Genomic DNA, 22668 nt, shown 5'->3' with positions numbered 1-22668 from the left:
ACCGCCCGATGCTAGGAGGCCCGGCCGTCCCGGCACGACTCCGCCGGCGATCCTTAACCCGCCGCTAAGCCGTCAGGTGTGCGAGAGGGCGAACGCCACCAGGAAGCCGAGCACGGTGATCAGGCCGACCAGCAGGTGGGCGTCCTCGAACGCCTCCGGCACCATGGTGTCGGTGATCATGGCGAGGATCGCGCCGGCCGCGAGCGCGGTGATGGTGGCCAGCACCTCGGGCGGGGCGCCGCCGAGCAGCGTGTACCCGGCCAGCGACGCGGCGCCGGAGAGCAGCGCGATGGCGGTCCACAGCCCGAAGACGTAGCGCCGGGTCCGCCCGGCCTGGCGCATGCCGGCCGCGCTGGACAGCCCCTCCGGCACGTTGCTGAGGAACACCGCGATCACCGTGACCAGGCTGACCGGGCCACCGGCCAGCAGGCTCGCGCCGATCACCACCGATTCCGGTACGCCGTCGAGCAGCGCGCCGACCGCGATGGCCGACCCCGAGCCGGGCTGCTCCTGCTCGGACGGCTGCTCGTCGCCGGAGCGCTTGCGGTGCCGCGCGCCCCGCCGGGCCAGGAGGACGTTCGCCCCGGTGTAGGCGAGCGCGCCGGCCGCCGCACCGATCGCCACCGGCAGCAGGCCGCCCTGCTCGTGCGCCTCGGCGATCAGCTCGAACGAGACGGCGGAGAGCAGCACGCCCGCGCCGAACGCCATCACCGACGCGGTCATCCGGCGCGGCACCCGCGCGAAGAACCCGACGGCCGCCCCGATCAACAGGGCGGACCCGGCGAGCAGGCCCCAGAATCCCGCTTGCAACCACTCCGGCACGCGCAGGACCCTACCCCCGGCCGGGCGCCCCCAACCGGGTCAGAAGTCGGCGAACAGGTAGGGCAGCTCACGGGGGAAGAGCCGGCGCAGCTCCACCGCGGCGTCCACCGGCACCTCGCCGAGGCCGCGCACGGCCACCTCGGCCGGGTCGAGCACCCCGTACGCCAGGGCGGACAGCCCGGCGGCGGTCAGCCGGGCGGCCGGCACGCTGCCCTCGGCGGCGGTCTCCGCCGGCAGCACCGCCAGCTTGCCGGTGGCGCCGTCGAGCAGGTGCCGGCCGGCGAGCCAGCGGTCACCGACCAGCTCGACGAGCGCCCGGCCGACGCCGACCGGCTGGTCGGCGAGCGCGTCCAGACTGAGCAGGCGGGCCATCGGCGCGGTCGGGTCGGGCCGCGACACCCGCGCCTCGACGTGCACGTCGAGGTCGGTGAGCCACAGCTCGGGCAGTTCGTCGGGCGGCAGCTGGACGCTGACCCGGGCCACCTGGTCGACGTGCCGGGCGAAGAACTGGAGCAGCGACGCCCGGGCGTACGGGTCGTCGAAGAGCAGGTCGTCGGCGATCAGCGTGCCGGCGTGGTCGTCGATCCGGTAGGTGACCGCGCCGACCGTCTCACCGTCGCGCACCACGCTGGCCAGCCAGCGGTCGTCCCGGTCGCGCAGCCCGACCGCACGGAAGTCCGGGAAGACCGCGAACCCGTGCCGCTCCCGCAGGCACCGGTCGGTGTAGGCGCGCCACCGCGGGTAGCCCACGCCGATCCGCTCCCAGACCAGCTCGTCGGGCAGCTCGGCCCGCAACAGCGGCGCCAGGTCCGCCGGGGCGAACACCGCGGTACGCCGCCGGGGCAGCCCGACGTAGCCGAAGCGCTCGTAGAACGAGGCGCGGAACGGGTGCAGCGCGGTGAGCTGGTGCCCCTCGTCCCGCATCCCGTCGAGGAGCTGGTGCATCAGCGTCCGGACGTGCCCGCGCCGGCGGGCCAGCGGGTGGGTGGCCACGCCCGCGACACCGGCCATCGGCAGCACCGCGCCGCGCAGGTTCTGCCGCATCGGGATCGCCGAGACCGCCGCCGTGGTGACGTCGTCCTCCTCCACCACCAGCGTGGTGTTCCCCGCGTTGTAGGGCAGGTAGGCGCGGAACTCGTCGGTCCGGGCCGCCGCCATGGGGGACGCCTCGAAGGCGTACGCCTGGAGCGGGAAGCTGGTGGTCAGTCGTTCCTCGGCGGCCAACCGGCGGATGCGCATCCGTTCATCCCAACCCGGGGCGGCGGGCGTCGCAACCCGAATCGGCGCGGATCAGGCCTCGGCGACGTCGGAGATGACCACGGTGACGTTGTCCGGCGCGCCGGCCTGGTGGGCCAGCTTCACCAACTGCTCGCCGCACTGCTGCCGGTCACCGTAGGTGGCGAGCGCCGCGGCGATGGCGGCGTCCTCCACGTAGTCGGAGAGGCCGTCGCTGCACAGCAGCAGCCGGTCGCCGGCGAACACGGTGAGCGCCCCGACCGCCGGGGGCGCGTCCGAGCCCTGCACGGCCCGGGTGACCAGCGAGCGCTGCGGGTGGTGCCGGGCCTGGTCGCGGGAGAGCGCGCCCTGGTCGACCAGCGCCTGCACGAACGTGTCGTCGCGGGTGAGCTGGGTCAGCTCGTGGTCGCGCAGCAGGTAGCACCGGGAGTCGCCGACCTGGGCGAGGACCAGCGTGTCCCCGGCGAGCAGGGCGGCGGTCAGCGTCGTGCCCATGCCGTCGCGGGCCGGGTCGACCGTGATGGCGGCGCGGATGCGCTGGTTGGCGGTGCTGACCACGGCGCGCAGCGCGTCGGCTGCCTCGTCGGCGCCGGTGGGCGGGGTCAGCTCGTCCAGGATGCGGATGACGATCTCGCTGGCCACCTCGCCGGCGGGCAGACCGCCCATGCCGTCGGCCACCGCCACCAGGCGGTCACCGGCGAGGGCGGAGTCCTCGTTGTTGGTCCGGACGAGGCCGACGTCGTTGAGGATGGCCGAGCGGAGGATGAGCGTCATGGGTCAAGCTTGCCAAGAAGACCGGCCCCGCGTCTGCACGCGCTGGCTGGTCGGCTGAAAGAAATGTCATCCGCTTGCATCCTGGGTATGCGTCAACTGTCCGGTGTGGACGGACGCGGATAGCGGAGCAGGAGGCTCGCCCGGACCTCGTCGTCGCCCACCGCCGCGTAGCTGTGCGGCATGTCGGAGGTCCAGCGCAGGTATTCGCCCGGCCCGGCGGTGGACGGGGCGTCCACCGGCCCGGCGCGGAGCACGCCGGAGAAGACCGTCACGTGTTCGGTGACCCCGGCCTGGTGCGCGGGGGAGAGCTGGGCCGGCCCCGGGCTGACCCGCATCCGGTACAGCTCGTAGGTGGCGTCACGGTCGTGGAAGACCTCCAGCAGCGTGGCGCCGACCGCGGCTCCGCGTACGGTCGGCGTCTGCTCGGGCGCGGACAGCACGGCGGTCAGCGGCACGCCGAGCTGCGCGGTGATCGCGTACAGGGTCTCCAGCGTGGGGTTGCGGACGCCGTTCTCCAGGCCGGACAGCGTGGCCTTGCCGACGCCGGCCAGCCGGGCCAGCTCGGACAGGGAGATCCCGCGTTCCATCCGGAGGGCGCGGATGCGCCGGCCGACGTCCATCGGGTTATCGTGCTACATCGCGTCGTTCCGTAAACGGAACACCCGGAGGGGGATGCATGGCCGGTCGACTCCAACCCGTCCTGGCCGGCGTGGTGACCGCCCTGGTCGGCTTCGCCAGCTCGTTCACCGTCGTCCTGGCCGGGCTGCGCGCGGTCGGCGCCGACCCGCGCCAGGCCGCCTCCGGCCTGCTCGCGCTCTGCGTGGCCAGCGGCGCCTGCGCGGTCTGGCTCGGCCTGCGCCACCGGCTGCCGCTCGCCATCGCCTGGTCCACGCCGGGCGCGGCGCTGCTGGTGGCCACCGGGCCGGTCCCCGGTGGCTGGCCCGCCGCGGTCGGCGCCTTCCTCCTCGCCGGCCTGCTGATCGTCGCGGCCGGCCTGATCCCCGCGCTCGGCCGCGCGGTCGCCGCCATCCCCGGGCCCATCGCCTCCGCCATGCTCGCCGGGGTGCTGCTGCCGCTCTGCACCGCGCCGGTACGCGCGCTGGTGGAGGTGCCCCGCCTGGCCGGGCCGGTGGTGCTCGTCTGGCTGCTGCTGCACCGGTTCGCCCGCCGCTGGGCGGTCCCCGGCGCGCTCGCCGTGGCCGTGCTGGCGATCGCGCTGACCACCTCCGGGCCGGCCCGGCTGGACGCGGCCCCCGTGGTCGCGCTGACCGCGCCGGCCTGGACGCTGCCCGCGGTCGTCGGCCTCGCGCTCCCGCTGTTCCTGGTCACCATGGCCGCGCAGAACGTCCCCGGCGTCGCCGTGCTCGCCGGCTACGGCTACCGGGCCCCGCTGGGCTCCGCGCTGCGGGTGACCGGGCTCGCCACCGCACTCGGCGCACCCGCCGGCGGCCACGCGGTGAACCTGGCCGCGATCACCGCCGCGCTCGCCGCCGGCCCGGACGCCCACCCCGACCCGGACCGGCGCTGGATCGCCTCGGTCACCGCCGGGATCGGCCTGGCGCTGCTCGGCCTGGGCGCCGGCGTGGCGACCGCGCTGGTGCTGCTCTCCCCGCCGGTGCTGGTCGAGGCGGTGGCCGGGCTCGCGCTGCTCGGTGCGCTGGCCGGAGCCGTCACGGCGGCGGTCGCCCAGCCGGACGCGCGGGAGGCGGCGGTGGTGACATTCGTGGTCACCGCCTCCGGGGTGAGCCTGCTCGGGGTCGGTGGCGCGTTCTGGGGACTGGTCGCGGGCTGCCTGATGCTGCTGCTCTTCCGCCGCCGGGCCGTCGTATCCGCGCCGGTCGAGCCGCCCCGGACCGAATCCGCTCCGTCGCTTCCCAGCCGGACCGGGTGACGAACTGTTAACCTGGAGTGCGCAGGAGGCCTGCGAGGGTTCCCGCAACCGCCTTAGGGCCCGCTTTCACGCGGGCCCTTCGTGCGTCGGCCGTCCGGTCGGATGCCAGCACCAGGAGTGGTACCGGCGCGGCTCGACCCAGGACCACAACCGCGTGTTGGTCGTCGCCTCCCGAGGATTCGCACCCGCCCCGCTCGCCATCCTTCGGAACAGGAAAGTGACCAGGTCGACGGCCTGTACCAACCGGGAGGCGTGCGACGGGGCGAAGTGCAGGGTGTCCACGATCCGGCTGAGCCGCCGCGAACGGTAGCCCCCGGTTCCGTCGACCCGGTAGCGGGTCAGGTCCGAGCGGTGAGTGGCAGGGTTGTCGACCTCGTCCGCGATCACCAGGGCCAATTCGTCCCGCATCGCCGCGTATCCGTCCACCCGTTCCAGAAGGTGTGACAGCACCACCTCGTGGGCGGGGCGGGTGAGCCCGTAACGCCGGGCGAGGCCGTGCCGGTCGACACCGCGCAGGATGACAGTGACGTCGTAAGTGCCGATCGCCTTGAGTGCCGCGTTGTAGACGGCGATCCGGGCGCGTGGCGGCACGCTCGCCCAGGACATCCGCCCCTGGAACAGGTCGTACCCGTGGAGTTCGGCGGCTCGACCGATGCCGTACGCCTTGGCCGCATCCGTCATCACCTCGTCGAGCGCGGTGCTGAGCGGGATGGCCACAGCCTCCGGGACCAGAAGCGCGCCGACCCAGTACCAGCGATCGGTGTACGACTCGTCCACATAGGTCAGCAGCACCCGACGAGCGTAGGCCGGTTTCCGAGCGTGGCCGGCCTCGACGCGCAGGACCGCCGAAACGGCGCATTCGGCCCTGGCGGTCACTCCTCGGCGGGTAGCTCCGCGGCCGGGACGGTGAGGCGTACCGCGCCGTCGCTCACCCCGGCGATCCGGTCGGCCAGCACGTAGACCGCGCCGGTCGGGGTCAGCTCGGTGGAGACCTTGAGGTAGCCCTCGCGCAGCAGTCGGGCGGCCAGGTCGGCCGGCACCTCCGGCTCGTCGACGGCGGCCGACTCGATCAGCTCGTCGAGGCTGCCGCCCGGGTCGACCGGGGTGGGCGCCTGCACGGTCACCGCCGCCGGGTCGCCGCGTTGGACGAGATCCACGGTGCCCACCTCGACGCCGGTGGAGTCGACCACCCGCATGCCGGTGGTGACGCGGGAGACGGTGTCCTGCTGCTGGCTCATGCAGGAGCGGTTCCCGGGGCGCGCGGGCGCTAAACGGAGGGGGCCCAGCCGCCCGGCGGGCGGGGGGACAGCTCGCGCCAGGTGTCCGGCCCCTCCAGCAGCGCCCGGACTGTCTCCTCGGCCTCCTCCACGCTGGCGTGCTCGTAGAACCGGGAGACCCCCTCGGCGCCGCCGGCGCGCTGCTCCACGTGCCAGCGGTCGCCGTCCACCCGGAGGAAGACGTCCCGCCGGGCGAGCCGTCCCCACTTCCCGTTCCACCAGTGCCTGCGCTGCTCCATGCCGGGACTCTATCGAACATGTGTTCGATACACGTCGGCCCCCGCGGGATTCCCACGGGGGCCGATCGGCTATGGCGTCAGCGCGGGGTCGGCGGCTCCTGCCGGCGGCCGAGCACGTCGTCCAGCGCGCCGCGCTGCGCGGGCGTGCCGTGGCCGCCGGCGAGCAGCGCGTCCCGGATCTCGGTCAGCAGCTTCACCTCTTCGCTGGGCGCGGAGGGCGGGGGCTCCTCGCCGCGCTTGCGCCGCTCGGCGAGCCGGTTCATCGGGTACACGACCAGGAAGTAGAGGGCCGCCGCGGTGAGCACGAACGTGATCGCCGCGTTGACGAACGCCACCCAGTCGAACGGGATGCCCCGGAACTTGGGCGTCGAGCCGCTGAGGCCGTCCTTGCTGCCGGTGATCAGTGCGATGAACACCCGCACCAGCGGTTCCAGGAACGACTTGGTCAGCTGGGTGACCACGCCGGTGAACGCGGCGCCGATGACGACGCCGACCGCCAGGTCGACGACGTTGCCGCGCATGATGAAGTCTTTGAAGCCCTTGAGCATCAGCTCTCCCGTGCTGTCCGAATCTCCGTCGGGGACAACCTATGCCCGGGAGGGTCCTTCGAGAAAAGCACCGGCCTCGATCGCCGCCCGCTGCGGATCGCCGGCCCGGATCGCCTCCACCAGTCGACCGTGGTCGACGTACCGCTCGGGGGTCAGCGCGGTGCCCATGGCCTGGGCGACGGTGCTGCGCAGCGCGGCGCCGACCGAGGCGTAGAGCTCGGCGAGCATGGCGTTGTGCGCGGCGGCCACCACCACGGTGTGCAGCGCGGCGTCGGCCTCGACGAACTCGTCCACCCGGCCGGAGCGCCACGCGGCCTCCCGGGTGGCGAGCGCACCGTCGAGCGCCGCCAGGTCGGCCGGGGTACGCCGCAACGCGGCGAGCCGGGCGGCCTCCACCTCGAACGCGCGCCGGACCTCGATCACCTCGGCCATCCGGTCGTCGGTGAGCCGGCGGGCCACCACCGGGGCCAGCTCGTCGGTCGACACCACGTAGGTGCCGGAGCCCTGCCGGCACTCCAGCACCCCGGCGTGCACCAGCGCGCGGACCGCCTCGCGGACCGTGTTGCGCCCGACGCCGAGCGCGGCGACCAGTTGCGGCTCGGTGGGGATGCGCCCACCGACCGGCCACTCGCCGCCCAGGATCCGCTCCCGGAGCTGCTCGATGGTCTGCCGGACCCGGTGACCGCGCGGTGGCACGGCGACGGAATCCACGGCGGGTGTCACCGGTTACACCTCCTGCCGAAATTCATCCCATGATTGTAGGTTCGAGGTCATGACCCCGCCACCCGTGCCCACCGCGACCGCGCCCACCACCGACGTCACGCCCGGTCCGGCCCCGGCGGCCGCCCCGGCCCCCGGCGTGGGTCCGGCGCGCGGCGGGCTGCTCGTGCTGGCCGGGATGCTGCTCGTCGCGCTGAACCTGCGGGCCGCGGTGACCAGCCTGGGCGCCCTGCTCGACGAGATCCGCGTCGGGCTCGGCCTCTCCGGTGCCATGGCCGGCGTGGTCACCACACTGCCCACCGTCGCGTTCGCCGGGCTGGGCGCGCTCACCCCGTGGCTGGTCCGCCGCTGGGCGGCGCCCCGGGTGCTCGTCCTGGCCATGATCGCGCTCACCGTCGGGCAGGTGCTGCGCGCGGTCACCGGGTCGGCGGCGGTCTTCGTGCTCACCAGCGCGCTCGCGCTGGCCGGCATCGCGGTGGCGAACATCCTGCTGCCGATGCTGGTCAAGCAGCACTTCCCGCACCGCACCGGACTGGTCACCGGGGCGTACACGATGGCCCTGACGGTGGGCACGACGGTGGCCGCCGCGTCCGCCGTGCCGGTGGCCCACGCCTTCGGCTCCTGGCGGGCCGGGCTGGGCGTCTGGGCCGGGCTGGCCGCGCTGGCCGTGATCCCGTGGGTGCCGCTGGCGCTGCGGGCCCGCGCGGCGCGACGGGCCGCGCCCCCGGCGGCGGCGGTCGCCACCCCGACCCGGGTGCGCCCCGGGCGGACCCGGCTCGGCTGGGCCATGGCGGTCTACTTCGGGGCGCAGTCGCTCAGCGGGTACGCGATCATGGGCTGGCTGGCCCAGTTGTTCCGGGACGCCGGCTACCGGCCGGAGGCCGCCGGACTGCTGCTCGCCGGCGTCACCGCGCTGGGCGTGCCGGTGGCGCTGATGATGCCGGCGCTGGCCGGCCGGTTGGCCACGCTGCGACCGCTGGTGCTGTCGCTGACCGTGTTCTCCACCGCCGCGTACCTCGGGTTGGCGCTCGCGCCGCGCGGCCTGGCGCCGCTGTGGGTGCTGCTGCTCGCGCTCGGCCAGGGCGCGTTCCCGCTGATCCTGACCACGATCGGGCTGCGCGCCCGGACCGCCGAGGGCACCGTCGCGCTGTCCGCCTTCGCGCAGAGCACCGGATACGTGATCGCCGCGCTCGGCCCGCTGCTGGTCGGCATCCTCTACGAGGCGACCGGCGGCTGGACCGCCCCCATCGGCTTCCTGCTGGTGGCGCTCGCCGTGCAGACGACCGCGGGCATGGTGATCGCCCGTCCCCGCTACATCGAGGACGAGCGCTGAAAAGTTTCAGTCAGGAGGAGGCCGGGGTGGGGTCGCCGGCGACGGCCTGCTCCACCGTCGGGTAGGTGTGCAGCACCTCGACCAGGCCGCTGACCTCGAGGATGCGCAGCACGCCGCGCTGCGGGGCGGCAAGCCGGACCACGCCGCCGGCCTCGTCGCAGCTGTTCTTGGCGCGGACGAACACCGACAGCCCCGTCGAGTCGCAGAACGACACCTCGGCCAGGTCGAACACGAGCCGGCTGCGCCCCTTGTCCAGCAGATCCGTGATCTGATCCTGGAGCTGCGGTGCCGTGGCCATGTCCAGCTCGCCCGCGACCGACACGACGACCACGTCGCCGCGCTGTTCCGTGTGCACCGTCAGGGACATTCGTCGACCTCCTGTGTTCGGAGGAACGGTATCCCACGACGGGCGTCTCGCGCAGAACGGGAGCCGGCACAGGTGCCGTCGATCATCTCTTTGCTCCGCGACAACTAGTGCGGTGACCCCCGGTGATAGAGTCCGCCCGTCCAGATCAGGGAGGTCACCATGGCGTTGAGCGCCGAACAGGGTGGTCGGCTCGCCCACCTGCTGAACGAGCACGCCGACCGGCTGGCCGAGCGCTGGACGGAGATCGTCGCCAGCTCGCTGCGCGGCCGGCTGAGCCGGGCCGAGCTGAACCGCCAGGTGCAGGAACTCCACCGCGCGCTGGTCGAGGCCGGCCGGCACGGCGTGACCGACCTCGCCGGCGAGCACGGCGGTGAGCTGCGTGCCGTGCTCTCCGAGCTGTCCACCAATCGGGCCCGGCAGGGGTTCAGCGCCACCGAGACCGCGATCAGCGTGTTCGCGCTCAAGGACGTCCTGCTGGAGCTGATGGAGGAGGGGCGGGACGACAACACCCTGCGTGACTTCGTCGCCTTCTCCGCGCTGATCGACCAGATGGGGCTGTTCACCTTCGAGACGTTCGTCCGCGCCCGGGAGAGCCTCATCGCCGACCAGGCGGAGCAGTTGCTGGAGCTCTCCACGCCGGTGGTCAAGCTCTGGGAGGGCGTGGTCGCCGTCCCGCTGGTCGGCACGCTCGACTCGGCCCGCGCCCAGGTGGTGATGGAGCGGCTGCTGCAGACGCTCGTCGACACCGGCTCGCCGTACGCGATCATCGACATCACCGGCGTGCCGGCGGTGGACACCCAGGTCGCGCAGCACATCCTCAAGACCGTGGTGGCCGCCCGGCTGATGGGCGCCGACTGCATCATCTCCGGCATCCGGCCGCAGATCGCCCAGACGATCGTCGCCCTCGGCATCGAGTTCGGGGACATCGCCACCAAGGCGAGCCTGGCCGACGCGCTGCGGCACGTGCTGCGCCTGACCGGGGTCGAGACCACCGCCCGCCGCGCACGCCGGGAGGCGTGATGGAGCGGGTGCCGATCCTCAAGATCGGCGACATCCTGCTGGTCTCGATCCAGGTCGACATGTCCGACCAGACGGCGGTCCAGCTCCAGGAGGACCTGGCCGAGCGGATCGTCGCCACCGGCTGCCACGGCGTGATCATCGACATCACGGCGCTGGACATCGTCGACTCGTTCGTCGGCCGGATGCTCTCCACCATCGCGTCCATCTCCAAGGTGCTGGACGCCGAGACCGTGGTGGTCGGCATGCGTCCCGCCGTCGCCATCACCCTGGTCGAGCTGGGCCTGTCGCTCAACGGCATCCGTACCGCGCTCAACGTCGAGCGGGGCATGGAGCTGATCGCGGCCAGCCGCGCCGACGACTGGGACGAGGCGCCCGGCGACGAGGACGCCGAGACGACGGCGACGCCATGACCACGGGCGTCGACCTGGGGGTGCCGGCGACGCAGGCGATCCGTAGCGACGAGGACGTGGTGCGGGTACGGCAGTTGGTGCGTACCACCGCCGTCGCGGTCCGGCTCTCCCTGGTCGACCAGACCAAGCTGGTCACCGCCGCCAGCGAACTGGCCCGCAACACGCTGATCTACGGCGGCGGGGGCAGCGCCGAGGTGAGCACCGTCTCCGACGGCCGCCGGCGCGGCGTCCGCATCGTCTTCGCCGACCAGGGTCCGGGCATCCCCGACCTCGACCTGGCGCTCACCGACGGCTACACCACCGGCGGCGGACTGGGTCTCGGCCTCAGCGGCGCCCGCCGGCTCGTCGACGACTTCGACATCCGGACCGCCGTCGGCGAGGGCACGACCATCACCGTCACCAAGTGGTCGCGATGACCGCCGACGTGGTCCCCGACCACGGCGTCTGGTTCCGGGTCGACAACGGCGCGACCGCCGGTGGCGTACGCCGGGCGGCCGAGCGCCTCGGTCGGCAGCTCGAACTGAGCGCGGACCGCGTCGCGGACCTGGCCATCGTCACCGCCGAGATCACCAGCAACCTGGTCAAGCACGCCCGCGAGGGCACGCTGCTGCTGCGCCCGGCGCGCCGCAACGGGCGGGCCGGGGTGGAGCTGGTGGCCATCGACGCCGGCCCCGGCATGGCCGACCTCACGCTCTCCTCGACCGACGGTCACTCGACGGCCGGCACGCTCGGCATCGGCCTCGGCGCCATCGTCCGGCAGGCGAGCCGGTTCGACGGCTACTCGCTCAGCGGCCGGGGCACCGTCCTGACCGTCCAGGTGTGGGACGGGCCGCCGCCGGAGCCGGACTGGGCCGGCGGGCTGGCCCGGCCGATCACCGGCGAGCAGGACAGCGGCGACGGGTACGCGGTGCGCGAGGTCGACGGCCGCCGGCAGGTGCTGGTCTGCGACGGGCTGGGGCACGGGCCGCTGGCCGCCGCCGCCACCGGCGCCGCGGTCGCCGCGTTCCGCTCGGCGCCGGCCGGGCCGCCGGACGCCGTGGTGCGGCACCTGCACGCGGGCATGTCGCACACCCGGGGCGCGGCGCTCGCGGTGGCCGAACCGGACCCGGCGGCCGGGCTGCTCCGCTACGCCGGCCTGGGCAACATCGCCGCCATGATCGTCGCGCCGGGCGAGCGGCGGCGGGGCCTGGTCTCCCTGCCGGGCATCGCCGGCCACCAGCGTCCGGCGGTACGCGGGTACGAGTACCCGTTCGCGCCCGGGTCGACCCTGGTCATGCACAGTGACGGCGTGGTGGACCGCTGGGACCTGGACGACTACCCCGGGTTGGCCGGGCGGGCGCCGCTGCTGGCCGCCGCCACCCTGCTCCGGGACGCCGGGGTCCGCCGTGACGACGCCTGCGTCCTGGTCGCCCGGGGCACGGCATGAGCGAACGCACCGAGCGGAGCGAGGGCCGTGAGCGCATGCCCGGTCGGCTCGGCATGAGCGAACGCACCGAGCGGAGCGAGGGCCGTGAGCGCATGCCCGGTCGGCTCGGCATGAGCGAACCCCTTCTGCATCTGGCGCTCCGGGTCGAGCAGGACATCTTCCTGATCCGGCAGCGCGGCCGGGAGGTCGCCGCGGCCGTCGGCCTGGAACACCAGGACCAGGTACGGCTCGCCACCGCGCTCAGCGAGGTCGCCCGGGAGCTGCTGCGCGGGGTCGACGGCGCGGACGTCACGTTCGCGGTCGACCGGGACGTCGCCACCGGCCGGCGGGTGCTCCGGGTGGACCTGGCCCCGGTACGCCCGCTGCCCGAAGGCCGGTACGAGCCGCAGTCCGGCGCGGTGGCGCGTCTGGTGGACACGTTGCAGGTGGTGACCGTCGAGAGCGATACCGTCGTGAGGATGTCCAGACGAGTACCGGACCACGCCGAGGAGCTGACGCCGGACCGCGTCGCCCAGCTCCGCGCCGAGCTGGCCGAGCGCGCTCCGGGCTCCGCGTTGGACGAGTTGGCCGCGCAGAACGCCCAGCTCATCGCCGCGCTGGACGAGGTGCGCAGCCAGCGGGACGAGCTGGCGGTGCTCAACTCCGAGCTCCAGGAGACCAACCGGGGCGTGATGGCGCTCTACAACCAGCTCACCGAGGAGCTGGAGGAGACCAACCGCGGCGTGGTGGCGCTCTACGCCGAGCTGGACGAGAAGTCCGCCCAGCTGCGGGCCGCCAGCGAGTCGAAGAGCCGGTTCCTGGCCAACGTCAGTCATGAGCTGCGCGCCCCGGTGACCGCGATCATCGGCCTGGGGCGGCTGCTGGCCGACTCCGCCTCCGACCCGCTCACCGGTGAGCAGGCCCGCCAGGTGGGCCTCATCCGGTCCTCCGCGGGCGACCTGCTGGCCCTGGTGAACGAGCTGCTCGACCTGGCCAAGGCCGAGTCGGGCCGGATCGAGCCGGACTGGTCCGACGTCGACCTGCGCGCGGTGTTCGGGCAGTTGCGCGGCACGTTGCGGGCGCTGGCCACCCGGCCGGAGGTGGAGCTGGTGGTCGAGGAGCCGCCGGCGCCGGCGACGGTCCGCTCGGACGAGGTGCTCCTCGCCCAGGTGCTGCGCAACCTGCTGCACAACGGCCTGAAGTTCACCGAGCGCGGCGAGGTGCGACTGCGCGCCGAGCGCCGCGACGGCATGTGGACGCTGTCGGTCACCGACACCGGCGTGGGCATCCCGGCGGAGCTGCACGAACGGATCTTCGAGGAGTTCTACCAGGTCCCCGGCACGACGCGGGTCGGCGGCACCGGCCTCGGCCTGCCGTACGCCCGGCGGTTGGTCGCCCTGCTCGGCGGGACGCTGGAGCTGACCAGCGAACCGGGCCGGGGCAGCACGTTCACCGTCGTCCTGCCCGTGGGCGGAGCGTGACGGTGGACGGCGGGCCGGCGACGGTGCTGGTGGTCGACGACAGCGGCCCCAAGCGGTACCTGCTGGTGAACTGGCTGAACCGGGCCGGTTTCGTCACCGTCGAGGCCGAGAACGGCACCTCGGCGCTGGACCTGGTGGCCCGGAAGTCGGTCGACCTGGTGGTGCTCGACGTCCGGCTGCCGGACATGAGCGGTTTCGAGGTGTGCGAGCGGATCAAGGAGGCGCACCCCTCCACCCCGGTCATCCACGTCTCGGCGCACGCGGTGGACGTGGTCGACCGGGCGCAGGGGCTGACCCGGGGCGCGGACGCCTACCTGGCCGAGCCGATCGAGCCGGAGGAACTGGTCGCCACCGCGCACGCGGTGCTGCGCTACTACCAGGCCCGGCGGCGGGCCGAGCAGCTCGCCGAGCGGCTCGCCGCGCTGGCCGACGCCACCGTGGAGATGCACGCCGCGCCGAACTTCGTCCGGCTGCTGGAGGCCGCCGCCAGTGGCGCCGCCCGGATCTTCCGGGCGCCGGCGGCGGTGGTCGCCGAGACGTTCGACGGGGACTGCCTGGCGGGCGTGGCCGCCGACCCGCACACGCCGGCCCGGATCGTGCCGTGGGTGGTGGACGACACCGGCGTGCCGATCGGCACCCGCGTGCGGGTCGACGAGCCGGGCGCCTGGTCGCTCGCCGACTGGCCGGACGGCGACACGGTGACCGTGGCCGCCTCCCGGCTGCGCGAGGACCGGGCCCCGCTCTACGTGGTGGTGCCGACCGCCACCCAGACCGTCCGTACGCCGGTGCTGGTGCAGCTCGCCCAGGCGGTCGCCTCGGCGGTGGAGGCGCAGCGCTCCTTCGACGAGGAGCACCGGATCGCGGTGACGCTCCAACGCAGCCTGCTGCCCCGGCGGCTGCCCGAGGTCGCCGGCCTGGACCTGGCCGTCCGCTACGAGCCGGCGAGCGCGCAGACCGAGGTGGGCGGCGACTTCTACGAGCTGGTGATGCTCGACGGGCACCTGCTGGTGGCGATCGGCGACGTGGCCGGTCACTCGTTGCACGCCGCCACCGTGATGGCCGAGCTGCGGCACGCGGTGCGCGCGTACGCGGTGGAGGGGCACCAGCCCGGCATGATCCTGGACCGGGTCAACGAGCTGATGCGCGCCCTGCTGCCGACCGAGCTGGCGACGATCTGCGTGCTGCTGCTCCATCCGCCCACCGGGCTGGTCCGGCTGGCCAGCGCCGGTCACCTGCCGGCGTTGCTGAGCCGGGACGGGCGGGTGGAGTTCGTGACCCAGTCCGCGCCGCTGCTCGGCGTCCGCGCGCCCCGCCCGCCCGACCTGGAGTTCGTGCTGCCGCCCGGGGCCACGCTGGTGCTCTACACGGACGGGCTGATCGAGCGGCGGGACGCGACCATCGACGACGGCATGGCGGCGCTCGGCGTGGTGGCCACCCGGGTCGACGACAACCTCGACGACTTCTGCCAGCGGCTGCTGGTCGAGCTGGCCCCGCCGGAGATCCACGACGACGTCGCGGTCGTCGCGGTCCGCCGCCGCTGAGGCGGTCGTCCGCCGGGCGTCACCGCCGCATGGTGGCCAGCGAGCGGGCGTACGCCGCGGGGGAGACACCGGCGACGGCGGTGAACTCGCGGACCAGGTGCGCCTGGTCGGCGTACCCCAGGTCGGCGGCGACCCGCGACCAGTCCAGCGGCCCGGCGGCGGCCTGTTCGATCGCCTCCTGGAGCCGGTAGCGGCGGATCACCCACTTCGGACCGACGCCGACCTGGTCCAGGAACAGCCGCTGGAGCCGGCGGGTGGAGACGGCGTGCCGCCGCGCGAAGTCGGCCACCCGCAGCACGCCCCGGTCGGCGCGGATCTCCTCGACCAGCGCGGTGACCTCGGCGGTGAGCGAATCCGGGACCGGTGACGCGGCGGCCAGCAGGTCGTCCAGCCGGCGGCACCGCTCGTCGTCGGTGCCCGGGCAGACCGGCCGGTCCGGCCCGGGCAGGTGCGTCGCGGCGAGCGGGACGCGGCGGCCGGTCAGCTCGGCCACCGGACGCCCCCAGAACGGGCGGAAGCCGCCGGGACGGAACTGGACGCCGGTGACCCGCCCGGCGCCGTGCAGCGTGACGGTGAACAGGCCGGTGTCCACACCGGCCACCACGGCGTGCTCGATCCCGCCCTCCTGCGCCTGGAACACCAGGTTGACCGCCGGGTGCGGCACCACCCGCTGGTCGAACGGCTCGGCCAGGTCCCAGTCGATCAGCCAGTAGTGCTCCACCCAGGGGCGCAGCGCCGGCGCGGGCAGCCGGCGCCGGAACCGGACCTGCCGCAGCAGCCGGTCGGGATCGAGGATCCCCCGGCTGTCCCGCCGCGGTTCGTGTCGCATTTCTTCAAGACCGTCCTCATACGCTGGCCCTATGAGCACGAAGACTAGTGAGCTGCTGTCCGTCGCGTCGCCGGGCACGACGGCGGTGGTGCGTGGCGTCGCCGACGACCAGCTCGACCTGCCCACCCCCTGCCCCGACTACAGCGTGCGCGACCTGCTGAACCACGTGACCGACGTGGTGGTCAACTTCCAGGCGATGGCCCGGCGGGAGGAGGTCGACTGGTCGGGCAAGACCGACCACCTGACCGAGGGCTGGCGGGACCGGTTCGCCACCGAGGCGGCGCGGCTGGTCAAGGCGTGGTCGGACCCGGCGGCGTTGGAGGGTGTCTCGCCCGGCCTGGGCCTGCCGCAGGAGACGGTCGGGCTGATGGCCCTGATCGACCTCACCGTGCACGGCTGGGACCTGGCCCGGGCCACCGGGCAGGAGCTGGTGGTGGACCCGTCCGTGGTGGCGGCGGGGCACGACTTCATGGACCGGATGGGCGACATGGGGCAGCGGATGGGCGCGTTCGGCGCTCCGGTGCCCACCGACGCGGCCCCGACCACGCTGGCGGCGCTGCTCGCCCGCACCGGGCGCGACCCGGCCTGGGCGCCTCCTGCTTGACGGTTCTATTCACTGAGTGAATAGTAGGGGCGTGTCCACCCAGCACGTCCTGCTCGGGCTGCTCGCCGCCGGCCCACGCCACGGCTACGAGCTGAAACGCGCCCACGACGAGCGGCTGCCCCGGGCCCGGCCGCTCGCCTTCGGGCAGGTCTACGCGACGCTGGCCCGGCTGCACCGGGACGGCCTGGTCGCCCCCGCCGGTCAGGCCCGCGAGGGCGGCCCGGACCGCACCGCCTACGCGCTCACCGGCGCGGGCCGGGCCGCGCTCGACCAGTGGCTGGCCACCGTCGAACCGCCGATGCCCTACGTGGCCAGCACGCTCTTCGCCAAGGTGGTGGTCGCGCTCCTGGTGGCCGACGCCGACCAGGCGCGCGCCTGGCTGGTCGCCCAGCGCCGCGCCCACACCGAGCGGCTGCGCGAGCTGACCGCGGTCAAGAGCGCCCCCGGTGCCCGCCTCGACGAGGTGGTCGCCGCCGACTTCGCCATCGCCCATCTCGACGCCGATCTGCGGTGGCTGCACACCACCCTGGACCGGGTCGCCGACTGGCACCGGGAGGTGCACTCGTGACGTTCCTGGAAGCGCGCGGCGTGGTCCGGGCTTACGGCCCGACACCCGCACTGCGCGGCGTGACGCTCGACGTGGCCGAGGGCGAGATCGTGGCCGTCACCGGCCCGAGCGGCTGCGGCAAGTCGACACTGCTGCACTGCCTCGCCGGCATCCTGCGCCCCGACGCCGGTCAGGTCACCTGGCGCGGCGAACGGATCGACCAGTGGTCGGAGGCGGCCCGGTCCCGGCTGCGCCGCACCGACTTCGGGGTGCTGTTCCAGTTCGGCCAGCTCGTCGCCGAGCTGACCGCGGCGGAGAACGTCGCCCTTCCGTTGCTTCTCGCCGGCACGGGGCGGCGAGCGGCACGGACGGCGGCGCTCACCTGGCTGGAACGGCTCGGCGTGGCCGAGGTCGCCGACGCCCGACCGGGCGAGATGTCCGGCGGCCAGCAGCAGCGCTGCGCGCTGTCCCGGGCGCTGGTCACCGAGCCGCGGGTCCTCTTCGCCGACGAGCCCACCGGCGCGCTCGACACGCTCGCCGGCGAGCAGGTGCTCACCCAACTGGTCCGGCTGGCCCGCGACCAACGCACCACGGTCGTGCTGGTCACCCACGAGCCGCGGATCGCCGCGTACGCGGACCGGGAGGTGAGCCTGCGCGACGGGATGGTCGACCACACCGGGCTGGGCCTCGACCCGGCGGTGCCGGGCGGCACGCGGTGAGGCCGGCGACGCTGCTGCGACTCGCGCTCGCCGGCACCCGCACCGATGGCGCGCGGGTGGCGTTGACCGCGGTGAGCGCCGCGCTGGCGACGCTCGCCGGGCTGGCCGCGCTCACCGTGCTGGCCGTGGCCAAGCCGCCCGGTAACGCCTGGACGCAGTCCGAGCAGTACACCAACGCCCTGCTGCGGGAACCGGGCCTGCGCCCCGGCGTCGCCTTCGCCCTGCTGCTGCTCTGCATACCGGTCCTCGGGCTGGCCGGGCAGTGCGCCCGCCTCGGCGCGCCGGGCCGGGACCGGCGGTTGGCCGCGCTCCGGCTGGTCGGCGCCACGCCCGGCCAGGTCACCCGGATCGCGGTCGCCGAGACCGGCGTGGCGAGCCTGCTCGGCACCGTCACCGGCCTCGCCGTCTTCCTGGTCGGGCGCCGGCTGCTGCACCGGCCCGACGCCACCGGCCGGCTGCCCCTGCCCACCGACGTGCTCCCGGCCCCGGCCGCCACGACCGCCGTCGTGCTCGGCCTGCCGCTGGTCGCCGCGCTGGCGAGCGCGCTGCTGCTGCGGCGGGTCACCACCACCCCGTTCGGCGTCGTGCGCCGGGTCCGCACCCGCGCCCCCTGGCCGTGGCCCGGCGTGCTCATCCTGGCCGCGCTGGCCATCTTCGCGGCGATCCGCCCGGTCCTGCTCTGGTACGAGCAGCGCGACGTCGTCGAGCCTGACTGGGTGGCTCCGCTGATGCTGATGGCCGGCGGGCTGACCGCGATGATCGGCGTGGTGTCCGGCACCGGCTGGATCTCGTACCAGACCGGGCGGGTGCTGCACCGGCACGGGCGCGGCGCCGCCGCGCTGCTCGCGGCGCGCCGGCTCACTGCCGACCCGTGGGCCGGCAGCCGCACGTTCGCCGCCCTGCTCGCCGCGCTGATCGTCGGTGCCGGTGCCGCCGGGATCCGCGCCGACTTCCTGGCCCAGGCCGAGCTGACCCGCCGCACCGGTGCGGGGCTGTCCGACCCGGACTTCTACCTCAACGCGATGGGCCTGGTCGACCTGGCGATCGTGGTGGCGATGGCGATCGCCGGCGGTGGGCTGCTCGTCGCCGTGGTCGAGGGCATCACCAGCCGGCGTCGGGCGTACGCGGCCCAGGTGGCCACCGGCGTGCCGCGCGCCACCATCGGCCGGTCGCTGCTCTGGGCGTCGCTCGCCCCGGCCGTGCCGGCGGTCGGGCTCGCGCTGACCGTCGGTTACCTGCTGGTCCGGGGACTGTTCCCGGACCCGAGCGGCGGCGGCTACCGGACCACGGTCTGCGACGCCGGTCCCGACCTGTGCGGCGATCCGGCCACCAGCGCCCGCTACGCCCGTACCGAATGGGTGCCGGAGGTGGTCGTCCGGCCGGACGTGCCGTGGGAGCAGCTGGCCTGGCTCGCGGCGGGTGGGCTGGCGGCGGTGCTGGCCACCGCCGCCGCCGGCCTGCTGGTTCTGCGCGCCAGCACCTCGGTGGAGGAACTGCGCACCACCTAGGACCGGCCGATCAGCGGCCGAGCAGCCCGGCCGAGCCGGCCACGGCCAGCCCGATCACGGTGGAGCAGCAGCAGACCGCCAGCGCGGCGGCGACCACCAGGAAGATCAACCAGGTCGGCCCGCGCCGCGCCGCCGGCTGCTCCTCGTCGGTCATCCCGGCAGTCTAGGTGCGGGCAGGATGGTGCGATGGAGCTGATCACGATCGCCGACGTCCGGACCGCCGCCGACGACCTGGCGGGCACCGTGGTGCGCACCCCGCTGCTGCCGGCGCCCTGGGACGAGGAGCTGTGGCTCAAGCCGGAGAACCTGCAACCGGTGGGGTCGTTCAAGCTGCGCGGCGCCACCCACGCCGTGGCCCGGCTCGCCCCGGACGTCCGGTCCCGGGGCGTGGTCACCCACTCCTCCGGCAACCACGGGCAGGCGCTGGCGTACGCGGCCCGCGCGTTCGGGGTGCCCTGCGTCGTGGTGGTGCCCGCGGGCGCGCCCGAAGTCAAGGTGGCCCGGATGCGGGCGCTCGGCGCGGACGTGCGGACGGTGCCGCCGGCCCGCCGGCTCGCCGAGGCGGAGCGGATCGCGGCGGAGACGGGGGCGGCGCTCGTGCCCCCGTTCGACCACCCGGCGGTCATCGCCGGGCAGGGCACCGTCGGGCTGGAGATCGTCGCCGACCTGCCCGACGTCGACGTGGTGCTGGTGCCGGTGGGCGGCGGCGGTCTCGGCTCGGGCGTCGCCACCGCGGTCAAGGCGCTGCGCCCGTCGGCCGCCGTGATCGGGGTGTAACCGGAGCTGGCCGCCGACGCCGTGGAGTCGCTCGCCGCCGGCGAGGTGGTGGTCTGGGATGTCGACCGCACCTACCGGACCTGCGCCGACGGGCTGCGGACCAACCTGTCCGCGCGGACGCTGGCCCACCTGCGGGAGCGGCTCGACGGCATCGTCACGGTCACCGAGGACGAGATCATGGCGGCCACCGGACGGGTGCTGCGGGACGCGCGCCTGGTGGCCGAGCCGAGCGGCGCGGTCGCGCTGGCCGCCCGGCTGTTCCACCGCGACGAGCTGCCGGGCGGGCGTACCGTCGCGGTGGTCACCGGCGGCAACGCCGACCCGGCAGTGCTCGCCGCCGCGCTTGCGGTGTAAGGAAGGGCCCCTTCTTAACGTCTCCGGTAGAGGAAGGGCCCCTTGTTAACAGGTGCCTGTTAACAAGGGGCCCTTCCTTGCACGGAGGGTCAGGCGCGGCCGAGGCGGTCGAGGGTCCAGGCGTTGACGAACGCCTCCTCGCGCCAGGCGTCGTACCGGCCGCTCGGCCCGCCGTGCCCGGCGCCCATCTCGGTCTTCAGCAGGTAGTCGCCCTGCGGCGCGAGCGCGCGCAGTCGGGCGACCCACTTGGCCGGCTCGTGGTAGAGCACCCGGGTGTCGTTCAGGCTGGTCACGGCCAGGATCGCCGGGTAGTCGGCGGAGGTCACGTTCTCGTACGGGGTGTACGACTTCATGTACGCGTAGACCTCGGGGTCGTCCAGCGGGTTGCCCCACTCCTCCCACTCGGTCACCGTCAGCGGCAGCGACGGGTCGAGGATCGAGGTCAGCGCGTCCACGAACGGCACCTGCGCGACGATCCCGGCGAACGCGTCCGGGGCGAGGTTCGCCACCGCGCCCATCAGCAGGCCGCCGGCCGAGGCGCCCCGGGCGACCAGCCGGTCGCTCGCCGTCCAGCCCGCCTTGACCAGGTGCCGGGCGCAGGCCACGAAGTCGGTGAACGTGTTCTTCTTGGCCAGCAGCTTGCCCTCGTCGTACCAGCGCCGGCCCAGCTCGCCACCGCCCCGGATGTGCGCGACCGCGAAGATGACGCCACGGTCGAGCAGGCTCAGTCGGGCGATCGAGAACCAGGGGTCCATGCTCGCCTCGTACGACCCGTAGCCGTAGATGACCGCGGGCGCGGAGCCGTCGCGCGGGGTGTCGCGGCGGCAGACCAGCGAGATCGGTACGCGGGTGCCGTCGTCGGCCAGCGCCCAGTCCCGGTGCTGCTCGTAGTCGGCCGGGTCGTACGCCCGCCCGTCCGGCCCGGGCCGTACCGGCTTCTGCCGGCGCAGCGTCAGCTCCCGGGTGACCAGGTCGTAGTCGTAGACCGAGTCGGGGGTGACCAGCGAGGTGTAGCGCAGCCGCACCGTGCCCGTGCGGTATTCCGGGTTCGCGTCGAGCCCGACGCTGTAGATCGGCTCGGGGAAGTCGATGTCCCAGCTGTCGTCGCTGCCGACCGGCAGTACGCGCAGCCCGGTCAGCCCGTTGGCGCGCAGCGAGACCACGAGGTGGTGCTCGAACGCGTCGACCGCCTCCAGCCGGGTGCCCGGGGTGTGCGGGATCAGCGGCGTCCACTCGCCCGGCGCGTCCGCCGAGGTGTACGCCAGCGCGAAGTCCTCCGCACCGTCGTTGTGCAGGATCAGGAAGCGGTGGCCGTGGTGCTCCACCGCGTACTCGACGCCCTGGCGCCGCGGGGCCACGACGGCGGGTTCGCCGGTCGGGTTCGCGGCCGGGATCACCCGGACCTCACTGGTGATCTTGCTGTGGATGTCGATGACCACGAAGCGCTCGGACCGGGTCAGCTCGACGCCGACCCAGAACCGCTCGTCGTCCTCCTGGTGGACCACCACGTCCTCGCTCGACGGGGTGCCCACCGTGTGCCGCCACACCCGGTTCGGCCGCCACGCGTCGTCGACCGTCACGTAGAACAGCGTCGAGGCGTCGGCGGACCACGCCGTGCCGTAGAACGTGTCCGGGATCTCGTCCGGCCGCACCTCGCCGGTGACCAGGTCCTTGATCCGCAGCGTGAACCGCTCGTCGCCGGAGAAGTCGGTGGAGTAGGCCAACCACCGCCCGTCCGGGCTGACGTCGAACGCGCCCAGGGAGAAGAAGTCGTGCCCCTCGGCGAGCTGGTTGCCGTCGAGCAGCACCTCCTCGCCGTCGAGCGGGGCGCCGTCCGCGCTGACCGGGGGCGCGGTCTCGTCCGGGCGGACCGCCCGCCGGCAGTGCACGCCGTACTGCTGCCCCTCGACGGTGCGGGTGTAGTACCAGTGGCCGTCCTTGCGGGTCGGCACCGACAGGTCGGTCTCCTGGGTGCGCCGGCGCGTCTCCTCGAACAGTTCCGCGCGCAGCCCGGCCAGGTGCGCGGTGCGCGACTCGGTGTGGGCGTTCTCGGCGTCCAGGTAGGCGATCGTGTCCGGGTCGTCCTTGGCGGCGAGCCACGCGTACTCGTCGACGACCGTGTCGCCGTGGTGGGTCCGCTCGGCCGGAACGCGCTTGGCAACAGGTGGTGGGGTCGTGGTCACGGCGCCACGTTACCGGTCGGCGGGCCACCGCCGGGCGACCGCGCCGCACCGATCCGCCACCAGGTCTTTCGAACATGTGTACG

Annotated in this window: 25 protein-coding genes and 1 pseudogene; 13 read left to right on the top strand and 13 right to left on the bottom strand. The window is 74.3% G+C overall.

Annotation, left to right across the window (positions count from 1 at the left end; all coding sequences use genetic code 11):
* Window positions 1-72: 72 nt before the first annotated feature.
* The 4 genes from COO58_RS05650 to COO58_RS05635 all read right to left on the bottom strand — a co-directional run bounded on the left by COO58_RS05650 (window position 73) and on the right by COO58_RS05635 (window position 3452).
* Window positions 73-822, bottom strand: coding sequence for a ZIP family metal transporter (locus COO58_RS05650; RefSeq protein ID WP_098744083.1), 750 nt, complete (start codon window positions 820-822; stop codon window positions 73-75).
* Window positions 823-861: 39 nt separating this feature from the next.
* Window positions 862-2061, bottom strand: coding sequence for an enhanced intracellular survival protein Eis (eis, locus tag COO58_RS05645; RefSeq protein WP_091565401.1), 1200 nt, complete (start codon window positions 2059-2061; stop codon window positions 862-864).
* Between the two features lie 51 nt (window positions 2062-2112).
* Window positions 2113-2832 (bottom strand): PP2C family serine/threonine-protein phosphatase, encoded by a 720-nt coding sequence (locus COO58_RS05640; RefSeq protein WP_091565397.1) that lies wholly within the window; start codon window positions 2830-2832, stop codon window positions 2113-2115.
* A gap of 92 nt (window positions 2833-2924) precedes the next feature.
* Window positions 2925-3452: a helix-turn-helix domain-containing protein gene (locus tag COO58_RS05635; protein WP_098744082.1), complete on the bottom strand. Its 528-nt coding sequence runs from the start codon at window positions 3450-3452 to the stop codon at window positions 2925-2927.
* A 56-nt stretch (window positions 3453-3508) separates the two neighbouring features.
* Between COO58_RS05635 and COO58_RS05630 the strand changes: the two genes are divergently transcribed.
* Complete coding sequence (locus COO58_RS05630) at window positions 3509-4723, top strand: benzoate/H(+) symporter BenE family transporter (protein ID WP_091565387.1); 1215 nt, start codon at window positions 3509-3511, stop codon at window positions 4721-4723.
* Between the two features lie 66 nt (window positions 4724-4789).
* On the opposite strand, the gene COO58_RS05625 is transcribed toward COO58_RS05630, so the two are convergent.
* The 5 genes from COO58_RS05625 to COO58_RS05605 all read right to left on the bottom strand — a co-directional run bounded on the left by COO58_RS05625 (window position 4790) and on the right by COO58_RS05605 (window position 7510).
* Complete coding sequence (locus COO58_RS05625; RefSeq protein WP_091565383.1) at window positions 4790-5515, bottom strand: DUF3800 domain-containing protein; 726 nt, start codon at window positions 5513-5515, stop codon at window positions 4790-4792.
* A gap of 80 nt (window positions 5516-5595) precedes the next feature.
* Window positions 5596-5961 (bottom strand): hypothetical protein, encoded by a 366-nt coding sequence (locus COO58_RS05620; protein WP_091565379.1) that lies wholly within the window; start codon window positions 5959-5961, stop codon window positions 5596-5598.
* A gap of 29 nt (window positions 5962-5990) precedes the next feature.
* A complete protein-coding gene (locus COO58_RS05615; protein ID WP_091565374.1) occupies window positions 5991-6239 on the bottom strand; it encodes a hypothetical protein in 249 nt (82 codons plus the stop codon).
* Window positions 6240-6316: 77 nt separating this feature from the next.
* Window positions 6317-6787, bottom strand: coding sequence for a large conductance mechanosensitive channel protein MscL (gene mscL / locus COO58_RS05610; RefSeq protein WP_091565370.1), 471 nt, complete (start codon window positions 6785-6787; stop codon window positions 6317-6319).
* 39 nt (window positions 6788-6826) lie between these two features.
* Window positions 6827-7510 carry a FadR/GntR family transcriptional regulator gene (locus COO58_RS05605; RefSeq protein WP_098744080.1) on the bottom strand — a complete coding sequence of 228 codons (684 nt, stop codon included), beginning with the start codon at window positions 7508-7510 and terminating at the stop codon, window positions 6827-6829.
* A 49-nt stretch (window positions 7511-7559) separates the two neighbouring features.
* Here COO58_RS05605 and COO58_RS05600 point away from each other — a divergent pair, with 49 nt between their 5' ends.
* On the top strand, window positions 7560-8840 hold the full coding sequence (locus COO58_RS05600) for an MFS transporter (RefSeq protein WP_091565361.1): 1281 nt from the start codon (window positions 7560-7562) through the stop codon (window positions 8838-8840).
* A 10-nt stretch (window positions 8841-8850) separates the two neighbouring features.
* On the opposite strand, the gene COO58_RS05595 is transcribed toward COO58_RS05600, so the two are convergent.
* On the bottom strand, window positions 8851-9207 hold the full coding sequence (locus COO58_RS05595) for an STAS domain-containing protein (RefSeq protein ID WP_088642031.1): 357 nt from the start codon (window positions 9205-9207) through the stop codon (window positions 8851-8853).
* 159 nt (window positions 9208-9366) lie between these two features.
* Here COO58_RS05595 and COO58_RS05590 point away from each other — a divergent pair, with 159 nt between their 5' ends.
* From COO58_RS05590 to COO58_RS05565, 6 genes are all read left to right on the top strand, one after another.
* The gene (locus COO58_RS05590; RefSeq protein ID WP_091565356.1) at window positions 9367-10227 is read left to right on the top strand and encodes an STAS domain-containing protein; all 861 of its coding nucleotides are present in this window, start codon (window positions 9367-9369) and stop codon (window positions 10225-10227) included.
* Window positions 10227-10637: an STAS domain-containing protein gene (locus COO58_RS05585; protein WP_091565353.1), complete on the top strand. Its 411-nt coding sequence runs from the start codon at window positions 10227-10229 to the stop codon at window positions 10635-10637. Before COO58_RS05590 ends, COO58_RS05585 begins: the two co-directional genes overlap by 1 nt.
* Window positions 10634-11053, top strand: a complete 420-nt coding sequence (locus COO58_RS05580; RefSeq protein ID WP_098744079.1) for an ATP-binding protein — start codon at window positions 10634-10636, stop codon at window positions 11051-11053. The genes COO58_RS05585 and COO58_RS05580 overlap by 4 nt, the downstream gene beginning before the upstream one ends.
* A complete protein-coding gene (locus COO58_RS05575; RefSeq protein ID WP_098746125.1) occupies window positions 11050-12063 on the top strand; it encodes a SpoIIE family protein phosphatase in 1014 nt (337 codons plus the stop codon). The genes COO58_RS05580 and COO58_RS05575 overlap by 4 nt, the downstream gene beginning before the upstream one ends.
* Before the next feature lie 110 nt (window positions 12064-12173).
* Window positions 12174-13523 (top strand): sensor histidine kinase, encoded by a 1350-nt coding sequence (locus tag COO58_RS05570; protein WP_091576687.1) that lies wholly within the window; start codon window positions 12174-12176, stop codon window positions 13521-13523.
* Window positions 13524-13525: 2 nt separating this feature from the next.
* Complete coding sequence (locus COO58_RS05565) at window positions 13526-15064, top strand: SpoIIE family protein phosphatase (protein WP_098746123.1); 1539 nt, start codon at window positions 13526-13528, stop codon at window positions 15062-15064.
* Window positions 15065-15083: 19 nt separating this feature from the next.
* On the opposite strand, the gene COO58_RS05560 is transcribed toward COO58_RS05565, so the two are convergent.
* A complete protein-coding gene (locus COO58_RS05560; RefSeq protein WP_098744077.1) occupies window positions 15084-15893 on the bottom strand; it encodes an AraC family transcriptional regulator in 810 nt (269 codons plus the stop codon).
* A 31-nt stretch (window positions 15894-15924) separates the two neighbouring features.
* Between COO58_RS05560 and COO58_RS05555 the strand changes: the two genes are divergently transcribed.
* From COO58_RS05555 to COO58_RS05540, 4 genes are read left to right on the top strand one after another with little or no spacing between them, the layout of a single operon-like run.
* Window positions 15925-16497, top strand: a complete 573-nt coding sequence (locus tag COO58_RS05555) for a TIGR03086 family metal-binding protein (protein ID WP_098744076.1) — start codon at window positions 15925-15927, stop codon at window positions 16495-16497.
* Between the two features lie 31 nt (window positions 16498-16528).
* Window positions 16529-17065, top strand: coding sequence for a PadR family transcriptional regulator (locus tag COO58_RS05550; RefSeq protein ID WP_098744074.1), 537 nt, complete (start codon window positions 16529-16531; stop codon window positions 17063-17065).
* Window positions 17062-17763 (top strand): ABC transporter ATP-binding protein, encoded by a 702-nt coding sequence (locus tag COO58_RS05545; RefSeq protein ID WP_091565335.1) that lies wholly within the window; start codon window positions 17062-17064, stop codon window positions 17761-17763. Before COO58_RS05550 ends, COO58_RS05545 begins: the two co-directional genes overlap by 4 nt.
* Window positions 17760-19271 carry an FtsX-like permease family protein gene (locus COO58_RS05540; RefSeq protein WP_098744073.1) on the top strand — a complete coding sequence of 504 codons (1512 nt, stop codon included), beginning with the start codon at window positions 17760-17762 and terminating at the stop codon, window positions 19269-19271. Before COO58_RS05545 ends, COO58_RS05540 begins: the two co-directional genes overlap by 4 nt.
* Window positions 19272-19281: 10 nt before the next feature.
* On the opposite strand, the gene COO58_RS30110 is transcribed toward COO58_RS05540, so the two are convergent.
* On the bottom strand, window positions 19282-19425 hold the full coding sequence (locus COO58_RS30110) for a hypothetical protein (RefSeq protein WP_176558744.1): 144 nt from the start codon (window positions 19423-19425) through the stop codon (window positions 19282-19284).
* Window positions 19426-19457: 32 nt separating this feature from the next.
* On the opposite strand from COO58_RS30110, the pseudogene COO58_RS05535 reads away from it, so the two are divergent.
* A pseudogene (locus COO58_RS05535) lies at window positions 19458-20402 on the top strand (threonine/serine dehydratase).
* A gap of 89 nt (window positions 20403-20491) precedes the next feature.
* Here the strand turns inward: COO58_RS05535 and COO58_RS05530 are convergent.
* Complete coding sequence (locus tag COO58_RS05530) at window positions 20492-22585, bottom strand: S9 family peptidase (protein WP_098744072.1); 2094 nt, start codon at window positions 22583-22585, stop codon at window positions 20492-20494.
* Between the last annotated feature and the right edge of the window lie 83 nt (window positions 22586-22668).

The organism is Micromonospora sp. WMMA1996 (genome assembly GCF_002573675.1).
Taxonomy (GTDB): Bacteria; Actinomycetota; Actinomycetes; order Mycobacteriales; family Micromonosporaceae; genus Micromonospora; species Micromonospora sediminicola.
This window is presented reverse-complemented; position numbering and strand designations above follow the sequence as displayed.

What these genes read in the sequence shown, in the direction of transcription:
- COO58_RS05575 (WP_098746125.1), top strand. Translation starts at nt 11,050, where the DNA reads ATGACCGCCGACGTGGTCCCCGACCACGGCGTCTGGTTCCGGGTCGAC.
- COO58_RS05590 (WP_091565356.1), top strand. Translation starts at nt 9,367, where the DNA reads ATGGCGTTGAGCGCCGAACAGGGTGGTCGGCTCGCCCACCTGCTGAAC.
- COO58_RS05570 (WP_091576687.1), top strand. Translation starts at nt 12,174, where the DNA reads ATGAGCGAACCCCTTCTGCATCTGGCGCTCCGGGTCGAGCAGGACATC.
- COO58_RS05555 (WP_098744076.1), top strand. Translation starts at nt 15,925, where the DNA reads ATGAGCACGAAGACTAGTGAGCTGCTGTCCGTCGCGTCGCCGGGCACG.
- COO58_RS05580 (WP_098744079.1), top strand. Translation starts at nt 10,634, where the DNA reads ATGACCACGGGCGTCGACCTGGGGGTGCCGGCGACGCAGGCGATCCGT.
- COO58_RS05560 (WP_098744077.1), bottom strand. Translation starts at nt 15,893, where the DNA reads ATGCGACACGAACCGCGGCGGGACAGCCGGGGGATCCTCGATCCCGAC.
- COO58_RS05585 (WP_091565353.1), top strand. Translation starts at nt 10,227, where the DNA reads ATGGAGCGGGTGCCGATCCTCAAGATCGGCGACATCCTGCTGGTCTCG.
- COO58_RS05600 (WP_091565361.1), top strand. Translation starts at nt 7,560, where the DNA reads ATGACCCCGCCACCCGTGCCCACCGCGACCGCGCCCACCACCGACGTC.
- COO58_RS05615 (WP_091565374.1), bottom strand. Translation starts at nt 6,239, where the DNA reads ATGGAGCAGCGCAGGCACTGGTGGAACGGGAAGTGGGGACGGCTCGCC.
- COO58_RS05630 (WP_091565387.1), top strand. Translation starts at nt 3,509, where the DNA reads ATGGCCGGTCGACTCCAACCCGTCCTGGCCGGCGTGGTGACCGCCCTG.
- COO58_RS05635 (WP_098744082.1), bottom strand. Translation starts at nt 3,452, where the DNA reads ATGGACGTCGGCCGGCGCATCCGCGCCCTCCGGATGGAACGCGGGATC.
- eis (WP_091565401.1), bottom strand. Translation starts at nt 2,061, where the DNA reads ATGCGCATCCGCCGGTTGGCCGCCGAGGAACGACTGACCACCAGCTTC.
- COO58_RS05620 (WP_091565379.1), bottom strand. Translation starts at nt 5,961, where the DNA reads ATGAGCCAGCAGCAGGACACCGTCTCCCGCGTCACCACCGGCATGCGG.
- COO58_RS05595 (WP_088642031.1), bottom strand. Translation starts at nt 9,207, where the DNA reads ATGTCCCTGACGGTGCACACGGAACAGCGCGGCGACGTGGTCGTCGTG.
- COO58_RS30110 (WP_176558744.1), bottom strand. Translation starts at nt 19,425, where the DNA reads ATGACCGACGAGGAGCAGCCGGCGGCGCGGCGCGGGCCGACCTGGTTG.
- COO58_RS05640 (WP_091565397.1), bottom strand. Translation starts at nt 2,832, where the DNA reads ATGACGCTCATCCTCCGCTCGGCCATCCTCAACGACGTCGGCCTCGTC.
- mscL (WP_091565370.1), bottom strand. Translation starts at nt 6,787, where the DNA reads ATGCTCAAGGGCTTCAAAGACTTCATCATGCGCGGCAACGTCGTCGAC.